Genomic DNA, 18,289 nt, shown 5'->3' on the forward strand with positions numbered 1-18,289 from the left:
TCCCCCGGGACGAGCCGGGGATCGTGTGGTGCGCGGGCCTGGCGCGGCCCTCCCACGAGTGCGCAGACGGGTCCGTGCGGACCCGGTGGTGCAACGCCGCCGTCGTCCGGCGGCTTCCGTCTCAACCCTGGACGGTGATGCCCATCGACCGGGCGGTGCCGGCGATGATCTTCTCCGCCTCGTCGAGCGAGTTGGCGTTGAGGTCGGCCATCTTGGTCTGGGCGATCTCGCGGACCTGGTCGCGCGTGACGGTGGCGACCTTGGTCTTGTGCGGCTCACCCGACCCCTTCTCGACACCGGCGGCCTTGAGCAGCATGCGCGCTGCCGGCGGCGTCTTGGTGACGAAGGTGAACGAGCGGTCCTCGAAGACCGAGATCTCGACCGGGACCACGTTGCCGCGCTGCGACTCCGTGGCGGCGTTGTACGCCTTGCAGAACTCCATGATGTTGACGCCGTGCTGGCCCAGCGCCGGACCCACGGGCGGGGCGGGGGTGGCCGCACCGGCGTTGATCTGGAGCTTGATGACCGCGGTCAACCGCTTCCTGGGGGGCATGACTTCTTCCTTCTGTCTGACTGGGACGTCGTGGTCCGGGCTGGAAGGCCTCGGTGCAGGGACCCCGCCCCGCGCGGAGCGTGGGGTGGGGGGCACCGAGGTCCTACAACTTGGCGACCTGGGTGAACGAGAGCTCGACCGGCGTCTCCCGGCCGAAGATGGAGACCAGCACCTGCAGCTTCTGCTGCTCGGCGTTGATCTCGTTGATCGTCGCCGGGAGGGTGGCGAAGGGGCCGTCCATGACGGTCACCGACTCGCCGATCTCGAAGTCGACGACGGTCGTCGGCGCCGCGGCGGCGGCCGGCGAGGCGGTCTCGGCGACCTTGGCCGCCTGCGGCGGGGTCGCCGGGACCAGCAGGTTGACGACCTCGTCGATCGACAGCGGCGAGGGCCGGGAGGTGGCGCCGACGAAGCCGGTGACGCCGGGGGTGTTGCGGACCGCGCCCCACGACTCGTCGTTGAGGTCCATGCGGACGAGCAGGTAACCGGGCAGCTTCTTCCGGTTGACCTGCGTGCGCTTGCCGTTCTTGATCTCGGTGACCTCCTCGGTGGGCACCTCGATCTGGAAGATGTAGTCCTCCATGTCCAGCGACTGGATGCGGGACTCGAGGTTGGTCTTCACCTTGTTCTCGTAGCCCGCGTAGGAGTGGATGACGTACCAGTCGCCGAACTGGGTGCGCAGGGTGCGCTTGAGCGTCTCGCGCGGGTCCTCGTCCTCGGCCGCTGCCTCGGCCAGCGCCTCGGTGACGATCGGGTCGTGGTCGGGGGCGGGCGCGGCGAGCGGGTCGCCGACGAGGCTGTCGCGGCCGCCGCTCTCGACCACCGGGGTCACGTCGGCGACGCCGGTGGCGGTGTCCTGGCCGGAGGTGTCGACCGAGCCCTCGGCGGAGCCGGTCTCGCCGGCGCCGGTCTCGAGGTCGACGCTGCCGCGCACGTCCATCCGCTGGTCGTCGAGGTCGATGGCCTCGACGTCGCTGTCGGTGTCGAAGGGCTCGCGGGGGTCGGTCACGGGGTTCTCTTCCTTGTCGGGGTGCGTGCAGGCGCGGGGGCGGGTCAGCCGAAGACGGCGAGCACGCCCTGCGCGAAGAGGATGTCCAGGCCCGCGACCAGCGCGACGATGAAGGCCACGAAGAGGATCACGACGGTGGTGTAGGTGACCAGCTCGCGACGGCCCGGCCAGATGACCTTGCGCAGCTCGGCGACCACCTCGCGGAGGAAGCGGCGCAGGCTGCGGCGCTGACGGACCTCGGTGGCCCGGGCGCGCTGGGCGGCGGCCCGGGAGCGCGTGCCGCCGTCCTCGGTCGCGCGGCCGGCGGGACGGCTGCCGGCGGCGCCGCTGCCGCGGGCGGCACGGCGGGTGCGCGGTGCGGCGGTCCCGTCCTCGTCGTCGTCGCCGGCGGCGATGCGGCCACCGCGCCGGCGGGTGGGCGCGGGCACGACCTTCTGCTCGTCGGCCTCGGCCTCGGCGGCGATCTCGGCCTCGGCGGCCTCGAGCTCGGCGGCGTCCTCGACGCCGGGGGCCTCCCGGTCGAGCTGCTCGTCGGTCAGCTCGGCGTCGGAGGCGGTGCGGGGGTCCTCCCCGCGGCCCGGCTTCTCGTCGCTCACTGCGCCTCGCTCGCGTCGTGGTGGTGGCCGCTGGTGTCGGGCCCTGGGGTCTGGTGCGTCACGGGCTGGTGCGTCCCGTGCGGCGCCGTCCGTGCCGGCGCACGGTCGGTGCCGGGTCGTGCTGCCCACCGGCACGGCCGGCGGCACGGGCAGGGGTGACAGGACTTGAACCTGCAGCCTGCGGTTTTGGAGACCGCTGCTCTGCCAATTGAGCTACACCCCTAGTGCCCGGGAGCGCGCCGCGCGGGCGGCGGCTCCGGGCTGCCCCGGGGCGGCCTGGCCCGCCGTCCGGCGCGGTCCCCCCGGGATCGGAGGCACGCCGGTGGCGGGGTCGATCACCCCAGGGCCGCCAGTGTACGGGACCGCGACCGGCGCCCGTGACCGCGCTCCGGCCGGCGCCCCTCCGGACGGGTGCGACGGGTCCAGCGTGGTCGGCGAGCGCCTCCTCGACGGCACGGCACTCGACCGCGGCGCGTGGCGGACGGTCGAGGTGGTGGCGGCGACGTCGGTCCCGCACGTGCGGCTGCGCCGGACCGTGGACTGCCGGACCGCGGACTGACGGGGCCCACCCGGGCGTCCTCCGACATGATGGGGACATGACCGCCGTCTCCCCGTCGGAGTCCGCCACCCTCTCCCCCGCCGAGCGCCGCGTGTCGCGGCGCATCGGGTCCATCGCCGAGTCCGCGACCCTCGCGGTCGACGCCAAGGCGAAGGCGCTCAAGGCGGCGGGCAAGCCGGTCATCGGCTTCGGGGCCGGCGAGCCGGACTTCCCGACGCCGGACTACGTCGTCGAGGCCGCCGTCGCCGCCTGCCGCCAGCCGGCGATGCACCGCTACACCCCGGCCGGGGGGCTGCCGGCGCTCAAGGAGGCGATCGTCGCCAAGACCGCCCGGGACTCGGGCCTGTCGGTCACCCCGGCCCAGGTGCTGGTCACCAACGGCGGCAAGCAGGCGGTCTACGAGGCCTTCGCCACGATGCTCGACCCCGGCGACGAGGTGCTCGTCCCGGCGCCGTACTGGACCACCTACCCCGAGGCCATCGCGCTGGCCGGCGGCGTGCCGGTGCCCGTGGTGGCCGACGAGCAGAGCGGCTACCTGGTCTCGGTGGCGCAGCTGGAGGCCGCCCGCACCGAGCGGACCAAGGTCCTGCTGTTCGTCTCGCCGTCCAACCCGACCGGCGCCGTGTACCCGCCCGACCAGGTGGAGGCCATCGGCCGCTGGGCGCTCGAGGCCGGGCTGTGGGTGCTCACCGACGAGATCTACGAGCACCTCACCTACGACGGCGTGACCGCGCCGTCGATGCCGGTCCTCGTCCCCGAGCTGGCCGACCGCTGCGTCGTCGTCAACGGCGTGGCCAAGACCTACGCGATGACCGGCTGGCGGGTGGGCTGGATGGTCGGCCCGGCCGACGTCGTCAAGGCCGCCACCAACCTGCAGTCGCACGCCACCTCCAACGTCGCCAACGTGTCGCAGGCCGCCGCGGTGGCCGCGCTCACCGGTGACCTGTCGGCGGTGGCGGAGATGCGGACGGCGTTCGACCGTCGGCGGAGGACGATCGTGTCGATGCTGCGGGAGATCCCCGGCGTGGCCTGCCCCGAGCCGCAGGGCGCCTTCTACGTCTACCCGTCGGTCAAGGCGCTGCTCGGCCGTCCGATCGGGGGCCGGACGGCGTCGGACAGCGTGGAGCTCGCCGAGATCGTGCTGGAGCAGGCGGAGGTCGCCGTCGTCCCCGGGGAGGCGTTCGGGACCCCCGGTTACCTGCGGATGTCCTACGCGCTCGGCGACGACGACCTGGTGGAGGGCGTCAGCCGCATGCAGCGGCTGCTCGGCAGCGCCGGCTGACGGAGCCGGCCTCCCGGGCGCTCAGTCGGGGAGGTCGGCCCGGTCGAGGGCGCCGGCGCGCACGAGGACGTCGAGGGCGGCCGGGAGGTCGGCCAGGGCCGCGGCCAGGTCCTCGGGCGTGGCGATCGTCCACGCGCTGGCCTGCACGTAGCAGCGCAGCGCCGCGTCGAAGGCCTCCGGGCCGGCGGCCCGGCGGGCGGCCAGCAGGGCGGCGCCGCCCTTGCCGTAGACGACGTCGAAGTAGGTGCCGGTGTCGTCGAACTTGTCCATCGACGCGCCGACGTCGCCCGGGACGGCCAGCGCCCTGTCCTGCGCCGCCTGCGGCGCCTGGTCGTCGAGGGACTCGGCGTAGGTGGCGAACGCCTCGTCCAGCCACGGGTCGCGGAACTGCGAGTCGCCGACCATCCCGTAGAACCACATGTGCGCGACCTCGTGCTCGAGGACCACCCGGCCGGCGCCGGCGAGCAGGATCGAGCTCGGGTACTCGATGCCGCCGCCCTCGTCGGGCAGCAGCGGCACGGTGAGGGTGGCGTAGGGGAACGCGCCGAAGCGGTCGGCCAGGGCGGTGACGTCCTCGCCGGCCCAGTCGGCGAGCTCGCCGGGGCCGATCCCGGCGTCCGGCAGCACCCCGGTGGTGATCTCCACGCCCGCCGGGGTGGTGAGCGTGGCGGTGCGGAACTCCCCGGCGGCCACGCTGACGTCGCGGGCCACCGGCTCGTGCGAGGTCCAGGTACGGCGCCCGTCCTCGGGCGCGGTGGGCTCGTCCTGGTCACCGGTCATCAGCACGGTGAGCTCCTCGGGCACCGAGACGCTGACCGTGGTGTCGGCGACCGGGCTGGTGGCGGTCTCGCCGAGGATGCCGACGAACGGGTCGCGGGCCCAGCCGACGCCGGGCTCCCACGCCAGCAGCGGGAAGCCGCTGGCCCACCAGGAGGCGCCCTCGACCGCGCCGAGCCGCTCGAAGCCGCGCTCGCCGAGGGCGACGGTGAAGTCCAGCTCCACCTCGGTGGACTCCCCCGCCCCGAGCCCGTCGTCGAGCGTCACCACGTAGAGGCCACCGGGCTCCTCGGCGCCGGCGTCCTCGTAGCCGGACCGGTCGACGTCGTCGCCGCGGACGTCGTCGACGGTGAGCCGGTTGCCGAGCCCCGCCGCGCCGGGGCCGTTGGGCACCAGCCGGAAGACCATCTCCCCGGTGGCGACGTCCGGGGTGAAGACGACGGTCTCGGTTCCGGTGACCCTGCGCAGGTCGTCGGAGAGCCGGAAGTCGAGGTCGACGACGGGGCGGTCGGGGTCGGGCTCGGCCCGCCCGCCCGGGCAGCCCTCCTGGTCACCGGCCGGCGACGACGGGGCGGCGCCCCGGCCGGCCGCGTCCCGCTCGGCGGCGAGGGTCTGGGCGAAGGACGTGCAGCCGGTCAGCAGGAGCAGCGCGACGGCGGCGGGCACCACCCGCCGGGCGGTCATGCCAGGGCGACGGTGGCGCGGGCCAGCGAGAGGACCTTCTCGCCGCCGCTGGTGACCGTGAGGTCGACGCGCACCCGGCCGGCGTCGAGGACGGCCCCGACCTTCCCGCGGACGGTGACCTGGGCGCCGGTCTCGTCGTCGGGGACGACGACGGGGCGGCTGAAGCGGACCTGGTACTCGACCACCGCGCCCGGGTCGCCGGCCCAGTCGGTGACCGCGCGGGCGGCCAGACCCATCGTGAGCATGCCGTGGGCGATCACCCCGGGCAGGCCGACGGAGGTGGCGACCCGGTCGCTCCAGTGGATCGGGTTGAGGTCCCCGGAGGCGCCGGCGTAGCGGACCAGGTCGGCGCGGGTCACCCGGTGGGTCTGCTCGGGCAGCTCGGTGCCGACGGCGACCTCGGCGGCGCGCGGCCGGGCGGTCACGCCGTCCCCCGCGCCACGAGCAGGGAGGTGGCGGTGCAGACGGCCTCGCCGTCCTCGGTGGTGACGTCGACCCGGGTGGTGAGCATGTCGTTGCCGGCCACGCTCCGGACCGCCTCGATGGTCGTCGTGCTCACCAGCCGGTCGCCGGCCCGGATCGGGCGGTGGTGGGTGAAGCGCTGCTCGCCGTGCACGACCCGGCTGTAGTCGAGGGCCACCTCGGGGTCGGCCAGCACGACGTCGGCCGCGCCGAGGGTGACCACGATGGCGAAGGTGGGCGGCGCGACGACGTCCGGGTGGCCCAGCGCGCGGGCCGCGTCGGGGTCGGTGTGCGCGGGGTCGGCCGCGCCGACGGCGGCGGCGAACTCGGCGATCTTCGCGCGGCCCACCTCGTAGACGGCGGAGGGCGGGTAGCCGCGCCCGACCAGTCCTGCGTCCAGCGCCACTCCCGCCCTCCCTCGTCCCTCGCCGGCCTGCGTCAGCGGGTCTCGCGGTGGACCGTGTGCTTCTTGTCCGTGGGGCAGTACTTCTTCAGCTCGAGCCGGTCGGGGTCGTTCCGACGGTTCTTGCGGGTGATGTAGTTGCGGTTCTTGCACTCCTGGCAGGCCAGGGTGATCTTCGGACGGACGTCGGTGGCTGCCATGGGGGCTCTCCTCGCCTTGTCGATACCGGCCCGCAGCGGGCCGGGGATCCGTGGCGGCGGGAGCCGACACGGCGACGGACCCCGGGGAGCCGGGGTCCGTCTGGGGTAGCGGTGACCGGATTTGAACCGGTGACACAGCGATTATGAGCCGCTTGCTCTGCCTGGCTGAGCTACACCGCCGGGAGGACCGCGCGGCCCGGTCTCGCGACTGGACCGGTGGTCGGAGCCCCTTTACGGAATCGAACCGTAGACCTTCTCCTTACCATGGAGACGCTCTGCCGACTGAGCTAAAGGGGCGTGCTCGAAGAGCCGTCGAGGACTATACCCGACGCCCTGCGACCCCCCTGCAGGGGCCCGCCGCGACCCCGGGTGCGGGGGCGCGGGGCCCTCCCTCAGGCGCGGACGAACAGCCGGCGGTGCTGGGCACCGGGAGCGACGGACCGGACGCCGGTGCGGGCGAGCAGCCAGCTCTCCAGCCGCTCGTCGGGCAGCGGTCGGCTGACCAGGAAGCCCTGGAGCTTGTCGCAGCCCATCTCGGTGAGCAGCTTGCGGGTCAGCTCGTCCTCGACGCCCTCGGCCACGACCAGGAGGCCCAGGTTGTGGGCCAGCTCGATGATCGAGCGGGCGATGAACGTCGCGTCCTGGCTGGTGGACATCCCCAGCACGAAGGACTTGTCGATCTTCACCTCGTCGATCGGCAGCTGTCGCAGCTGGGACAGCGACGAGTAACCCGTGCCGAAGTCGTCCATGGACAGTCGCAGGCCCAGGGCGTGCAGCTCGGCCAGGACGTTGCTGGAGCGCACCGAGTCGTCGATGACGCTGCCCTCGGTGAGCTCGAGGATGAGCAGCTCGCCGGGGACGCCGTGGCGGCGCAGCGCCCGCTGCACCCGCTCGACCAGGTCCGGCTCGGTGAGGCACCGGGCGGAGAGGTTCACCGCGACCGACAGGGCGATGTCCTGGTCGAGCCAGCGGCGGCAGCGGGCCAGCGCCAGGTCGAGGACGTGGTCGGTGAGCGGGCCGATCCGGCCGATCTGCTCGGCGAGGTGGATGAAGTCGTCCGGCGGGATGGCCCCGAAACGCGGGTGGGCCCAGCGGACCAGCGTCTCGACCGAGACGATGTCGGAGGTCCGGGCGTCGATGATCGGTTGGAAGACCACGCTGATCTGCCCGTCGGCCATGGCCTGCTCGAGCTCGGTGCCCAGCTGCAGGCGGCGCAGGCTCTGCTGGTCGAGCACCTGGTGGTAGCTGGCCACGCGGCCACCGCCCCCGTCGCCGGCGGCCAGGAGCGCGACGTCGGCTCGCTGCATGAGCGTGCCGGAGTCGGTGCCGTGCACCGGCGCCGCGGCGACGCCGACGGTGAGCGTGACCTCCAGGTCCAGCCCGGCCACCCGGGCCCGGGTGGAGGTGGCCTCGCGCAGCCGGCGGGCAGCCCGCTCGGCCGCGGCCAGCGACAGTCCCGGCAGCAGGACGGCGAACTGCTCGCCCTCCATCCGGGCCACCAGGGCGTCGGGCGGCGCGTGCTCGCGCAGCAGACCGGCGGTGACCAGCAGCAGCTCGTCGGCAGCTGCGTGCCCGAGGGTGTCGACGATCTCGGTGTGGTTGTCCAGGGCGGCCAGCACCAGGCCCAACCGGGCGCCGACGGGGTCGGCGGTGAGCACCTGGTCGATCTCGGTGGCCAGCCGCTGCCGGTTGGGCAGGCCGGTGAGCCGGTCGTGGTCGGCGTCGTAGCGGATCTGGGTGAGCAGCTGCTGCTGGCGGATGGCCGCGTTGACGTGGGTGAGCATCGAGTCCAGCGCGGAGCGGTCGCCCTCGGAGAAGGAGACGACGTCGCTGCGCCGGTCGCACACCTCGAGGTAGCCCGGCTCACCGGCGGCCGTGGCGATGGGGGCACCGAGGACCTCCTCGGCACCGCGGCGGGCGAGGGCGGCCGCCTCGTCGGGAGTCGCCCGCCCCTCGGCGACCAGCACGGGACCGGTGTTGCCCGGTTCCAGCGCACGGCGCCGCAGGACGTCGTCGGGGTTCCCGGGGCCCTCGTAGTGCGCGGACCCCTGGTCCCCCACCACGACCAGGCGCGGGGCCTCGTCGAGGTAGGGCGGCAGCCAGAGTGCGACGCGGTCGGCGTTGAGGAGTTCTCGGACGGCCTCGACCATGCGCCGGGTGCCGTCCCCGTGGGAGCTGACCTGTTCCACCTCCCGCGCGAACTCGTACACCTGCTGCACGGTGCGCCGCTCCCGCAACGCCGAGGCGGAGAGCCGGAAGACGGCGATCATCGCCACGAGGACCGGGAGGATGAGGAGCCAGGCCCAGGTGTTGGACCGCGTGAGGAGCAGCGCCCCGACCCCGGCCGCGACGCTCAGCGGACCGACGACGAACTGCGGCACGAGAGCACCGACCCAGAACCGCCGGCCTGGTCGACCGTCGGTCAGCGTGATGATGGCGGCGACGAAGACGGCCGACACGACATCGGCGATGGTGACGGCCACCACGAGCGCGGCCCACGTCAGCGGCGAGGCGAGGTCGCGGTCGGGGAACAGCTGCAGGACCGCTACGGCGGCGGTCACCTCCATGACCGCGAGTGCGACGTTGAAGACGGTCTTGTGAGGTGCGTACTGCTGCCGCAGGAGGACCACGATCACGGCGACGCTCCGGACGATGGCAGTCCACAGGCCTCCGATCTCGACCAGGCTGATGACGACGACCAGCTCGATCGGCGTCAGCGAGAAGGTCTGCCGTCGTACCTCGAGGTCCAGCTTCACCGACTCGGTGACCACGAAGGCCACGAACACCGCCGACACGGCTAGGACGGACGGAGCCGTCAGGGCGGAGGACAGCACGAGCACACCGAGGACCACCGCCAGCAGGGTCATGCCGCCGACGGGTAACCAAGGCCGCGGTACAGACACGACGTGCTGATCGGGATCCGGAGGCGAGGGCTCGCGGTGCTCCGCAACAGGAGCCTGGGACTCGGCCAACGGGACCCTGTCTGTTAGATGGGCGACGTCGGCCGAGGCTAACAGCGTCAGCAGGGGCCGTCTTCACCCCTCGGAGGCAGTTGCGGTGGGTCGGCGTCCACCCCCTCGCGAGCTCCGAGGTCACCTGCTCCAACGGTTACCGCGGCTCCAGCGGTTACCCCGGCTCCACCGGTTGCCGCGCGCGGACTCGGTCGTGGACGTGGTGGTGCTCATGGCGCCTCCTCAGGCATGGAAGACAGCTCTCCTGGTGCGGCTGTCACCGAGGCGCGGGGGCAGAGCGTCGTTCGTCACGGACCGCGCCTGGAGCGTTGCTGCCCTCACTCGGGCGTGGCAAGCACAGAGAATGACCAAAAGGTGACACGCCGTTATCTCTTCACAGGGCGTGTCTCTGACTCTTCCGTGTGTCACCGCATCAGGTGACGGATGACCACGAGGGACGGACCCTCCTGTGGAGAGGCGGTCCTCGACAGGACGGCGGCCCTAGGCTGCGCGCCGTGCCAGCGGGGACGGGGGCGGCCGACGCCGACCGGGAGCGGGGCTCGGCCCTGCCGCTCGTGCTCGTCTGCTGGCTCGTGGCGGCGTTCACGGCCCTCGGCGCGATCGCGGCGTCCGACGCCTTCCTCGAGCGACAGGACGTGCAGACGGTCTGCGACGGCGCCGCGCTGGCCGCGGCCAACCGCACCGACGAGGGACGCGTCTACGCGACCGGGGTCGGTGACTCGCTGCCGCTGACCACCGAGACCGCCCGCGGCGCGGTCGCCGACCACCTGGCCGACGGCGGCACGGGCCTGGACGCCTGGTCGGCCGAGACCGATGGCGCGGAGGTCACCGTCCGCTGCGCGCGGTCGGTCGAGATCGCCTTCGGCTGGCTGTTCCTCGGCGGCCGGCCCCTGGAGGTCACCGCCGTCGCCAGCGCCCGGGCTCCCACGCTCCCCTGACCGGTCCCGAACACGACAGCGGCCCCCGACCTGCCGGTCGGGGGCCGCTGCACGGGGGTGGCGGGTGAAGGATTCGAACCTTCGTAGGCTAAGCCGACGGATTTACAGTCCGCTCCCATTGGCCACTCGGGCAACCCGCCGTGGTCCCACGGGGAGAGAGTACAAGACGGGCCGGCGACGGCCCGACGGGTCCCGCGCCGGGTCGCCCCGCGCGGGGGGATGGAGCAGAGATGGCCGACGCGTCCTTCGACGTCGTGAGCAAGGTCGACCGCCAGGAGGTCGACAACGCGCTCAACCAGGCCGGCAAGGAGCTGTCCCAGCGCTTCGACTTCCGCGGCACGAACGCGGCCATCGCGTGGGCCGGCGAGGAGGGCGTCACCGTCACCGCCGACACCGAGGAGCGCGTGGTCGCCGCCCTCGACGTCTTCAAGGAGAAGCTCGTCAAGCGCGGCATCTCGCTGAAGTCCCTGGACGCCGGCGACCCGCAGTCCTCGGGGCGGACCTACAAGATCTCCGCGCGCATCAAGCAGGGCATCGAGTCCGACACCGCCAAGAAGATCGCGAAGATCATCCGCGACGAGGGCCCGAAGGGCGTGCAGGCGCAGGTCCAGGGCGACCAGCTGCGCGTGAGCGGCAAGAAGCGCGACGACCTGCAGACGGTGCAGCAGCTGCTGCGCGGCAAGGACCTCGACGTCGCCCTGCAGTTCGACAACTACCGCTGACCGACAGTATCCGCGCAGGTCAGCGCGGTGATGACCTGGTCAAGTCCGCACACAGTCCGCAAGTCGGCGGACTGCCGCGACCGTGACGGCGCTGTCCCGGCGGCCTCGGAAGCCCCGCCGTGGTGTTACGCCTGCCGTCCCGGGCGGGGCGCCGCGGGCTCTATGGACACCGAGAGATCCGGTCCGGTGGCTGCTCGTTCGTCCGCCCACCCACCCCTGTCGGAGTGATCGGGTACTCAACGGCCGGGCCGTGCGTCGGACGGGTACCGCCTGCCCGCCGGGGTTGTGACGCCTCCGCTCACACGCCTCGGCACAGTGCAGGGCCGGCCCTCGGCGGACCGTTGCGTCCTCCCGGGCGCACCAGCCGGGGGCGGGTGACGGTGCGGCGGTCGGTGTTGGTCAGGCTGACCTGCAGCTGACACCGCGCCGAAAAGCTGGGCGGCTCTGTTCGCAGAACGTGGAGTCCAGCGCACGGCTGCGCCGCCGGGCGGGATGTGGCCTGGACAGCGCTGATGAACGTCCCACCGGAGCGATGCGCCGTCGCCAGTCCCGCCTTTGGCCCAGCACCATGCGATGGCGTCCGGAATGCCCAGCAGCTGGTCAGTGGCGGCTCGGCGGTGTTCGTAGTGCAGGCTGGTGGTCCCGGTAGCTCGCGTGTGGGCATAGAGGCAGCGCCGGTCCCAGTCCAGGAGCGAGTCGTCCTGCTCGAGGATCAGCATGCTGCCGGGATGGGGTGTGACGTCATCGACCACAGCGCGGAGGCAGGCCTGGCGAGCATCCAGTTCACGGCCGTAGCGGCGACTGGTGTCATAGACGTTCGCCCGGATGCCGGCCCCGACCAGACTGGCGGCGATGACCTTGCGGAGGGGATCGCTCTCCTTAGTCATGTGCAGCGGCTGACCCTTCAGGACCAGCCCACGCATCAGCGAGCGCACCTACGTCAGCAGCTCTCCGGGGTGGTGGATGCTAGCCACCAGGAGATAACCGCCCCGCTTCGACTCGTCGACGTACACGTGTCGGGTCACGTGGCACCGGGCTGCTGCTCGTGCGCGGGGACTCCGTCTGCCACGACCACGACGGCGTGGCCGCTGCCCGCCGCGGCGGCGCACTCAATCACACCGATCGTCAGGCCCGGCTCCTGGCGCACCACCCGGAGCGGCTCATCGTCGCCGGCCTGGTTGATCTCGTCCTCGGGCAGGAGCCGGGCACAGAGCGCCGCCATGTCGAGCCGCTGGTTCGGCGTGCCCTTGAGGTAGCCGCAGGAAGAGTCGGAGCCGTCCACGTGGATGTTGGTGCGCACTTCCTGGCCTGTCAGAGTGACGTGGTCCGTGGAGCGTCGTCGGTGGCGCGGAGCGCGGCGGCCATCAGGTCACCGACCGCGGCTCGCGTGCGGTCCTCGGCCGTGGGCCACAGGTGGGAGTAGACGCTGAGGGTGATCGTGGCCGAGGAGTGTCCCAGCGCCCGCTGCACCGTCACCACGTCGCACCCCGACGCGATCAGACCGCTGGCGTAGAAGTGCCTGAGGTCGTGCAGCGTGTACCCATCGAGTCCGGCCACCTTGCGGACCTGCCGCCACTGGTGCCCCGCCGAGTTGCGGTTCAGCGGCACGCCTGCGTTGGAGAACAACCAGTCCCCCGGCCGGACACCGGTGCTCCGCAGGTGCTCCGCGAGCAGGGTGACGAGCTCGGCCGGGATGTAGACGACCCGTTCGGACCCGAACTTGGGCGCCACGGGCTCGGTCGTCGCGCTGGTCTCGCCCTGCAGCTGGCGACGGACGGCGATCGTGCGGCGCAGGAAGTCGATGTCCTCCAGCCGTAGCCCCGCGGCCTCCCCCAGGCGCAGCCCGGCGAAGGCGCACACTGCGACGAACGGCCGGAACCGGTCCGAGGCGGTGGCGAGTGCCCGCCCCACCTCCCCGGCGACGGGGATCGTCATGGCCGCAGCGGCCTTGCGCGCCCGCGGCAATGGCACGCCGGCCGACGGATCTGCCTTGATGACGCGGTCGACGACGGCGGCCCGCAGCGCCATGTGGACGTAGTTGTAGCGGGTGCGGACGGTGCTGGGTGCCAGCCCGGTCCTCCGCGTGCTCGCCGGCTGAGACATGGCTTTGACCCACTGCTGCACGTGGGACGTGCGGATCTGGCGCATCGGCATGTCGGCGAACGTCACCGAGTCGGCGGCCTGGCGGGCCGCAAGTACCGTGCCGCGCTCCCATACCTGCCGACCGGACCACTCCGTGAACCACGTGCTGAAGGTGATCCTCCCTGCCGCGGGGTCGACGTAGTCGCCGGTGACCATCGCCGCGGTGACCTCGTCCAGCCACCGCTGGGCGTCGACCTTGCGCTTGAAGTGGCGAGCGTGTTCCTTGCCGCTCTCGTCCCGGTACCGCGGTCGGTAGGTGCCGTCCGACCGTCGCGCGATCGATGCCACCGCTCACTGCCTCCTCGCTGCGGACCTGTCCGTGAGCTGCGCATTCTGGCCTGGACCACCGACACGGAGGTCGTCAGCGCCCGTGCCGACCCGGGTCGTCCTGCTCCTGTCCGCCCGGTGAATAACCGGCGGCGGCAGGGATGCGTTCGAGGAGATGGCCGCATGACGGACACTCGCGTCTCGGGGTGAGCAAGCCGTCGGCCGTCCTTGAACGCGGATGCACCGCGATATGCCGATTGCTAGGGGCGCCGTGCGTCGAGCGGGCCGCTGGAGGTGCCCGAGCCGGAGGCGGCTTGTCCGTCGATCCAGCTGCCCAGGTCGTCCCGGCGGTAGACGATGCGGCGGCCGAGCCGGAAGGAGTGCGGGCCGGTGCCCGGGTGGCGCCAGTACCGCAGGGTGGCGACCGGGGCGCGCAGCAGCTGGGCGGCTTCTCCGATGGTGAGCAGCTCGGCGGTCCGATCAGGGGCGGAAATCTGGTCGGTCATGGCTGGTCTCCAGAGGCTCGACGGGTCGGGGCGGCTGTCCAGCCCTGGAAGGCGCCGTTCGCGGGCCGTTGCTGACAGGCCACAGCCAACTTCTTCGGTCGAGCTCCTGTTTTCCTCCTGTTGCCTCACTCCGAGCGTCGCCGGGCCGGGGGCGGGAGCGCTGCAGGCCACCGCTCGGCGCCGGGACCGGCGCCGGTGACGGCGTCCGGGTGGCTGGCTTCAGCGGTGACCCGCCCGTGGTCGGCAGGTCCCGACGTGGTCCTTCAGTTCTCGTGCAGTTCTCCTGCAGTGCCCGCTGACCCGGCCGGTCGCCGTCCAGTGGCGACCAGCCCGGCTCACCGCCCCAGGCTCGGGGTGACATCGCGTACCGGTCGTGGCCCGTAGCGCTCGAATTCGGGCCGCGAGACGCCCGCCGGGTAGCCGGCCGGGTTCGGCGTCACGGCCGCGCGCTGCCGCTCGGCGGCGTAGTGGGCACGCCAGGCGTCGCGGGCTGCGGTGAGCCGGTTGGGCGGCTGACCGAGAAGGGCCGGATCGGCCCGCAGGTCGGCGATGCGCGCCCGGGCGGTGGCCAGCTCGTGCTGGGTGGTGGCGGCATAGCCCGCAAAGCGGGTCAGCGTCCCGGCAGGGTCGGCTGTGAAGGCCAGCGGCCCGAGCGGGGCCAGCCGCTCGGTGTACCGACGGTGGGCGTCGGTCAGGGCGGCCTGGGCCTGTTCGTTGGCCCGGACGGCGGCCCGAGCGGTGGCGTGCAGCCCGGCGCGGTCGGGGTGAGCTGCTTCGGCGGCGGGGCGGGCGGTGACGTCGAATGCCCGCCACAGCGCCGGCCGGTCGTCGAACCGGTCGGCCACCCGCGCCAGCTGCGCCCCCTCCGTGGGCAGGTCGGGTAGGTGCCCGCGCCACCGGTGGGCCCAGCCGGCCAATTGCTCCCCGGCCCGAGCGACGGGGGCACGCTTGAGCCCCCACCAGCCCGGGCCTTCGAGCACCACCTTTGCCGCGGCGCGAGCGGCGCCGCGGTCGGTGTCCCAGGCGGCGAGCAAGCGCTCGCGGATCCGCTCGGCCTCCTGGGTGAGGACGGCGTCAGCGACCTCAACCGCCTGCGCCGCCTGCTCGGCGATGTGGGCTGTTCGCCGGACGTGGTCCTCCAGCCGGGCCAGCTCGCCGCCGTGAGCGGCCGCCAGTTTCACGGCCTGGCGCAGGTCGCCACACCAGGGCTCCAGCACGGCCAGCCGCTCAACACAACGCTGCTCGACCGTCCACGCCTGCTGCAGATCGGCCAGCACCTGCTCGAGCGGGCGGGGTGTGGCGTAGAGGGCGGCTTCGGCGGCGGCCAGTTCGGCGGCGTGGGCGGGGCCGAGGTCGGCCCGGTCGCGGGCGAACACGGCGATCCACTGCTCGCGCGCCTGGTCCAGGTCAGCGGCGATCAGGTGGGCGGTGTTGGCGGTGCGGCCGCGGGTCATCCCGACATAAGCAGCGGCAGCGCCGGTGTGCTCGCCGACCACCAGGTGTCCGGTTGACACGGTGTCCCCCTGCGCGCCGTGCGCGGTCGAGGCGTAGGCCAGCTCCACGTGGGAGGTGACGTAGCCGGCAGGCAGCACCCGCTCTCCCGCCCGCGCCGGGGTGACACCGGCAACGGCCGGGGTGACACCGTCCACCGCTGACTGGGTGATACCTGCGGCGGTCCCCTCGATCTGGCCGAGATCTCCGCCTTCGACCACCAGCTCGCCGTGGTGGCCGACGGCTGTGACGGTCCAGGTGTCGCGGTTGGCCACGGCCAGGTCGCGGTCGTTGCGGCGGGTGGCGATCCGGTCCCCGACGCCGATCCGCTGCCCGGCCTGAGTGGTGACCACCGCGTGATCGTCGACGCTGCCGTCCGCGACCAGCCGGTCCCGGACGGCGGCGCCCAGCTCTGCGGCCTGCTCGCGGGTGTCGACCACCACCGCCACCGGCTCGCCGCCGCCGTGGTGTGCGGCGGCGGTTGCGGCCAGCGCCTCCTGCAGCGCCGCCGGGTCGGGGTGCACGCGGATCTGGTCGCGGGCGAACAGGGCGTCGAACACCGCGCCCGGATCCTCCCCAGTGCGCATGGCCAAGGTCAGTTCGGCGTACTCGACATCTGGGGTGGTCTGGCCTGTTTGGTCGGTGCGGGTGAACCGGTGCACCGCATCCAGGGTGAAGTGCGCCGTTGGGTCGACCCGGCGCACAGCGAGGTCCAGCACTCCGCCGCGGCCGACCGCGGCCAGCTGGTGCCGGTCGCCCAGCAGCGCCAGCGGGGCTCCGGCCTCGTCGGCGACGGTCAGCAGTGCGCGGGCGGTGTCCTGGTCGAGCATCCCGGCCTCGTCGACCACCAGCAGGTCCCCTGCGCCCAGGCGCGCCGCCTCCCGGGGGCCGGTGTAGGGCACGCCGGTGACCGGATCGACCTGGCCGAGGGCCAGCCGGGTCCAGGCGCCGTGGTCGCTCCAGCGCCAGCCGTACTGGTGGGCCAGGCCTGCGGCCGACCCGGTATGACTGCCGACCTCGGCGGCGGCGACCCTGGCCGCCTTGAGCGTTGGGGTGACCACCACCAGCCTGCGCCCGCGCGCGTGCAGCAGCGCCCGGGTGGCGGCCAGGGTGGTGGTCTTGCCCGCCCCGGCCGCGCCCTCGACGACGACCAGGGGCCGGTCACCGGTCAGCGCGGTGACCGCCGCCGCCTGACCCGCATCCAGCCGTCCGCGCACGGCATCCGGCAGCGTCGGCCAGTCCACGTCAGCGGCGGTCCTGCTCCGGGCGGCCAGCCGGTCGGTCAGGTCGGCCTCGACGTCGAGCACCGGCTGGGAGGTCCACGCCCGGATGTGTTCAGGAGCCCCGGCTTGGTCCAGCAGCGACACACACCGCGTCATCGCGCGGGCGGTGAGGTCCGCGGCCAGCTCGATGCGCACGCCGGCGTCGATGACGATGCTGGTGGCGGCGATCAGCTGTTCGACCTCGCCGCGGACATCGGCGGCGTTCCACGCCGACCGAGTGGCGGCCAGCCGGGCCAGCACGCGCTCGACCGCTCCGTCGCGGTCCAGCCCGCCAACCAGAGTTGGGGTCAGGGCGACCGGTCGTCCCGGGCCGCGGTAGCCCAGGGCGGCCAGCTCGCCCACCCACCGGGCGGTCAGATCGGTGCCCGGTCGTGGGGTGACCTTGTCCGGGCGGCCTTCGGCCCACGCCCGCGCATCCCAGGCCCGCCGCAGCCCCGGCCCCGGCACCTGGCCAGGATGCGCGGCCATCCACTCCCGCTCGTACCGATCCACGTTGCGGGCGATCTGGGCCGCCCGGGCGCTGAACGCCGCAGCGTAGGCCGCCAGCTCCGGCACGTCTCCGGTTCCGTCCACGGTGTAGCCGTGCGCCGCCAGCGCGGCCCGAAACTGCGGGTCACAGGCGACCGCGGCGTGCCCGATCCCGTTGACCGCGGCGAGGAAGTCCCGCACGCCCACGGTGTGCAATCCCCGCCACCGCCCGGCGGCGAACACCCGCGCGTTGACCTGCAGGTGCAGGTGCCGGTGCGGATCCCCGGCCCGGGAGGTGTAATGCCGCACCGTCACCGCCTCCAGGCGCTCCACCGGCACCTGCACCTGCCCACCGCGCGGCCCGATCCGGGTGGTCGCGTGCTGCGCGAGCCAGCCGATGACCTGGACCGCGGCACGGTCCTGCGCGGCGTCATAGGCGGCGGCGACGTCGGGGTGCAAGGCGGCGGCCAGCGACCACGACTTCGGCCCGTTGACGATCACCTCGACGAACCGCACCGCCCGGTCATCGGTGCGCAGCCGACCGCGCGGCTCACCAGTATCGGGGTCAGTACCGGCGACCCACGCCTCGTAGCCGTCGCCAGCCAGCGCAGCGAGCTCGGCCACCCGTCCGCCGCCGGCGGTGTAGCGCCGGGCGAGCCCGATGCCCTCGGTGAGGTAGTAGTCATCGGCCCGGCCCCGGCCGGCCTCCACGTAGTGGCGGGCAGCCGAAGCGGCGCCACCGTAGACCTTCAATCCGCCGTGCATTCTCAGCGCCACCCAACAATGACCAACACGTCACCCCCAGAAGCGACGATGGGCCCCGCGAAGCGGGGCCCGGACTACCCCTATGGGTAGCATGCGTGCCGTTCTTCAGTGAAGACTTGACCGCGATCGGTATGAGTTGATCATTGCGGGCCTCAAGTCGTCGCGCGTGTCAGCCTGTTGGTCGCTTATGGCGATTGCTGCTCGCGAGCA

Annotated in this window: 16 protein-coding genes and 4 tRNA genes; 4 read left to right on the forward strand and 16 right to left on the reverse strand. The window is 73.2% G+C overall.

Annotated features, from left to right (window positions below):
* Positions 1–121 precede the first annotated feature (121 nt).
* From rplK to ACU616_RS05100, 4 genes are all read right to left on the reverse strand, one after another.
* Positions 122–553, reverse strand: a complete 432-nt coding sequence (gene rplK, locus ACU616_RS05085) for a 50S ribosomal protein L11 (protein ID WP_446757398.1) — start codon at positions 551–553, stop codon at positions 122–124.
* A gap of 103 nt (positions 554–656) precedes the next feature.
* A complete protein-coding gene (gene nusG / locus ACU616_RS05090) occupies positions 657–1,562 on the reverse strand; it encodes a transcription termination/antitermination protein NusG (protein WP_446757399.1) in 906 nt (301 codons plus the stop codon).
* A 44-nt stretch (positions 1,563–1,606) separates the two neighbouring features.
* Complete coding sequence (gene secE / locus ACU616_RS05095) at positions 1,607–2,158, reverse strand: preprotein translocase subunit SecE (protein WP_446757400.1); 552 nt, start codon at positions 2,156–2,158, stop codon at positions 1,607–1,609.
* A 150-nt stretch (positions 2,159–2,308) separates the two neighbouring features.
* Positions 2,309–2,381, reverse strand: a tRNA-Trp gene (locus tag ACU616_RS05100).
* 204 nt (positions 2,382–2,585) lie between these two features.
* On the opposite strand from ACU616_RS05100, the gene ACU616_RS05105 reads away from it, so the two are divergent.
* Positions 2,586–2,717 carry a hypothetical protein gene (locus ACU616_RS05105; RefSeq protein ID WP_446757401.1) on the forward strand — a complete coding sequence of 44 codons (132 nt, stop codon included), beginning with the start codon at positions 2,586–2,588 and terminating at the stop codon, positions 2,715–2,717.
* Positions 2,718–2,754: 37 nt separating this feature from the next.
* A complete protein-coding gene (locus ACU616_RS05110) occupies positions 2,755–3,999 on the forward strand; it encodes a pyridoxal phosphate-dependent aminotransferase (protein ID WP_446757402.1) in 1,245 nt (414 codons plus the stop codon).
* Positions 4,000–4,020: 21 nt separating this feature from the next.
* Here the strand turns inward: ACU616_RS05110 and ACU616_RS05115 are convergent, their stop codons facing one another.
* The 7 genes from ACU616_RS05115 to ACU616_RS05145 form a co-directional block, all read right to left on the reverse strand.
* Entirely contained in the window at positions 4,021–5,460 is a 1,440-nt protein-coding gene (locus ACU616_RS05115) for a M1 family aminopeptidase (protein WP_446757403.1), read from the reverse strand.
* Positions 5,457–5,885 carry a MaoC/PaaZ C-terminal domain-containing protein gene (locus tag ACU616_RS05120; RefSeq protein ID WP_446757404.1) on the reverse strand — a complete coding sequence of 143 codons (429 nt, stop codon included), beginning with the start codon at positions 5,883–5,885 and terminating at the stop codon, positions 5,457–5,459. The genes ACU616_RS05115 and ACU616_RS05120 overlap by 4 nt, the downstream gene beginning before the upstream one ends.
* On the reverse strand, positions 5,882–6,328 hold the full coding sequence (locus ACU616_RS05125; RefSeq protein WP_446757405.1) for an FAS1-like dehydratase domain-containing protein: 447 nt from the start codon (positions 6,326–6,328) through the stop codon (positions 5,882–5,884). Before ACU616_RS05125 ends, ACU616_RS05120 begins: the two co-directional genes overlap by 4 nt.
* 32 nt (positions 6,329–6,360) lie before the next feature.
* Positions 6,361–6,525: a 50S ribosomal protein L33 gene (rpmG, locus tag ACU616_RS05130; RefSeq protein ID WP_055764573.1), complete on the reverse strand. Its 165-nt coding sequence runs from the start codon at positions 6,523–6,525 to the stop codon at positions 6,361–6,363.
* A gap of 106 nt (positions 6,526–6,631) precedes the next feature.
* Positions 6,632–6,705: transfer RNA gene (locus tag ACU616_RS05135), tRNA-Met, on the reverse strand.
* 44 nt (positions 6,706–6,749) lie between these two features.
* Positions 6,750–6,822, reverse strand: a tRNA-Thr gene (locus ACU616_RS05140).
* A gap of 95 nt (positions 6,823–6,917) precedes the next feature.
* Entirely contained in the window at positions 6,918–9,392 is a 2,475-nt protein-coding gene (locus ACU616_RS05145; protein WP_446757406.1) for a putative bifunctional diguanylate cyclase/phosphodiesterase, read from the reverse strand.
* Between the two features lie 599 nt (positions 9,393–9,991).
* Between ACU616_RS05145 and ACU616_RS05150 the strand changes: the two genes are divergently transcribed.
* Positions 9,992–10,435 carry a pilus assembly protein TadG-related protein gene (locus tag ACU616_RS05150; RefSeq protein WP_446757407.1) on the forward strand — a complete coding sequence of 148 codons (444 nt, stop codon included), beginning with the start codon at positions 9,992–9,994 and terminating at the stop codon, positions 10,433–10,435.
* Between the two features lie 58 nt (positions 10,436–10,493).
* Here ACU616_RS05150 and ACU616_RS05155 read toward each other — a convergent pair.
* Positions 10,494–10,575, reverse strand: a tRNA-Tyr gene (locus ACU616_RS05155).
* 90 nt (positions 10,576–10,665) lie between these two features.
* Here ACU616_RS05155 and ACU616_RS05160 point away from each other — a divergent pair.
* The gene (locus ACU616_RS05160) at positions 10,666–11,157 is read left to right on the forward strand and encodes a YajQ family cyclic di-GMP-binding protein (RefSeq protein WP_446757408.1); all 492 of its coding nucleotides are present in this window, start codon (positions 10,666–10,668) and stop codon (positions 11,155–11,157) included.
* A gap of 1,021 nt (positions 11,158–12,178) precedes the next feature.
* Here the strand turns inward: ACU616_RS05160 and ACU616_RS05165 are convergent.
* The 4 genes from ACU616_RS05165 to mobF all read right to left on the reverse strand — a co-directional run bounded on the left by ACU616_RS05165 (position 12,179) and on the right by mobF (position 18,079).
* The gene (locus ACU616_RS05165; protein ID WP_446757409.1) at positions 12,179–12,457 is read right to left on the reverse strand and encodes a hypothetical protein; all 279 of its coding nucleotides are present in this window, start codon (positions 12,455–12,457) and stop codon (positions 12,179–12,181) included.
* A gap of 11 nt (positions 12,458–12,468) precedes the next feature.
* Positions 12,469–13,587, reverse strand: a complete 1,119-nt coding sequence (locus ACU616_RS05170; RefSeq protein WP_446757410.1) for a tyrosine-type recombinase/integrase — start codon at positions 13,585–13,587, stop codon at positions 12,469–12,471.
* A gap of 239 nt (positions 13,588–13,826) precedes the next feature.
* On the reverse strand, positions 13,827–14,072 hold the full coding sequence (locus ACU616_RS05175; RefSeq protein ID WP_446757411.1) for a helix-turn-helix domain-containing protein: 246 nt from the start codon (positions 14,070–14,072) through the stop codon (positions 13,827–13,829).
* 335 nt (positions 14,073–14,407) lie between these two features.
* Complete coding sequence (gene mobF / locus ACU616_RS05180) at positions 14,408–18,079, reverse strand: MobF family relaxase (RefSeq protein ID WP_446761452.1); 3,672 nt, start codon at positions 18,077–18,079, stop codon at positions 14,408–14,410.
* Positions 18,080–18,289 lie beyond the last annotated feature (210 nt).

This window comes from Geodermatophilus sp. URMC 62 (genome assembly GCF_052931475.1).

Excerpts from the sequence above, each read along its gene's own strand:
- rplK (WP_446757398.1), bottom strand. The coding sequence starts at position 553 with ATGCCCCCCAGGAAGCGGTTGACCGCGGTCATCAAGCTCCAGATCAAC.
- ACU616_RS05110 (WP_446757402.1), top strand. The coding sequence starts at position 2,755 with ATGACCGCCGTCTCCCCGTCGGAGTCCGCCACCCTCTCCCCCGCCGAG.
- ACU616_RS05115 (WP_446757403.1), bottom strand. The coding sequence starts at position 5,460 with ATGACCGCCCGGCGGGTGGTGCCCGCCGCCGTCGCGCTGCTCCTGCTG.
- rpmG (WP_055764573.1), bottom strand. The coding sequence starts at position 6,525 with ATGGCAGCCACCGACGTCCGTCCGAAGATCACCCTGGCCTGCCAGGAG.
- ACU616_RS05145 (WP_446757406.1), bottom strand. The coding sequence starts at position 9,392 with ATGACCCTGCTGGCGGTGGTCCTCGGTGTGCTCGTGCTGTCCTCCGCC.
- ACU616_RS05160 (WP_446757408.1), top strand. The coding sequence starts at position 10,666 with ATGGCCGACGCGTCCTTCGACGTCGTGAGCAAGGTCGACCGCCAGGAG.
- ACU616_RS05175 (WP_446757411.1), bottom strand. The coding sequence starts at position 14,072 with ATGACCGACCAGATTTCCGCCCCTGATCGGACCGCCGAGCTGCTCACC.
- mobF (WP_446761452.1), bottom strand. The coding sequence starts at position 18,079 with ATGCACGGCGGATTGAAGGTCTACGGTGGCGCCGCTTCGGCTGCCCGC.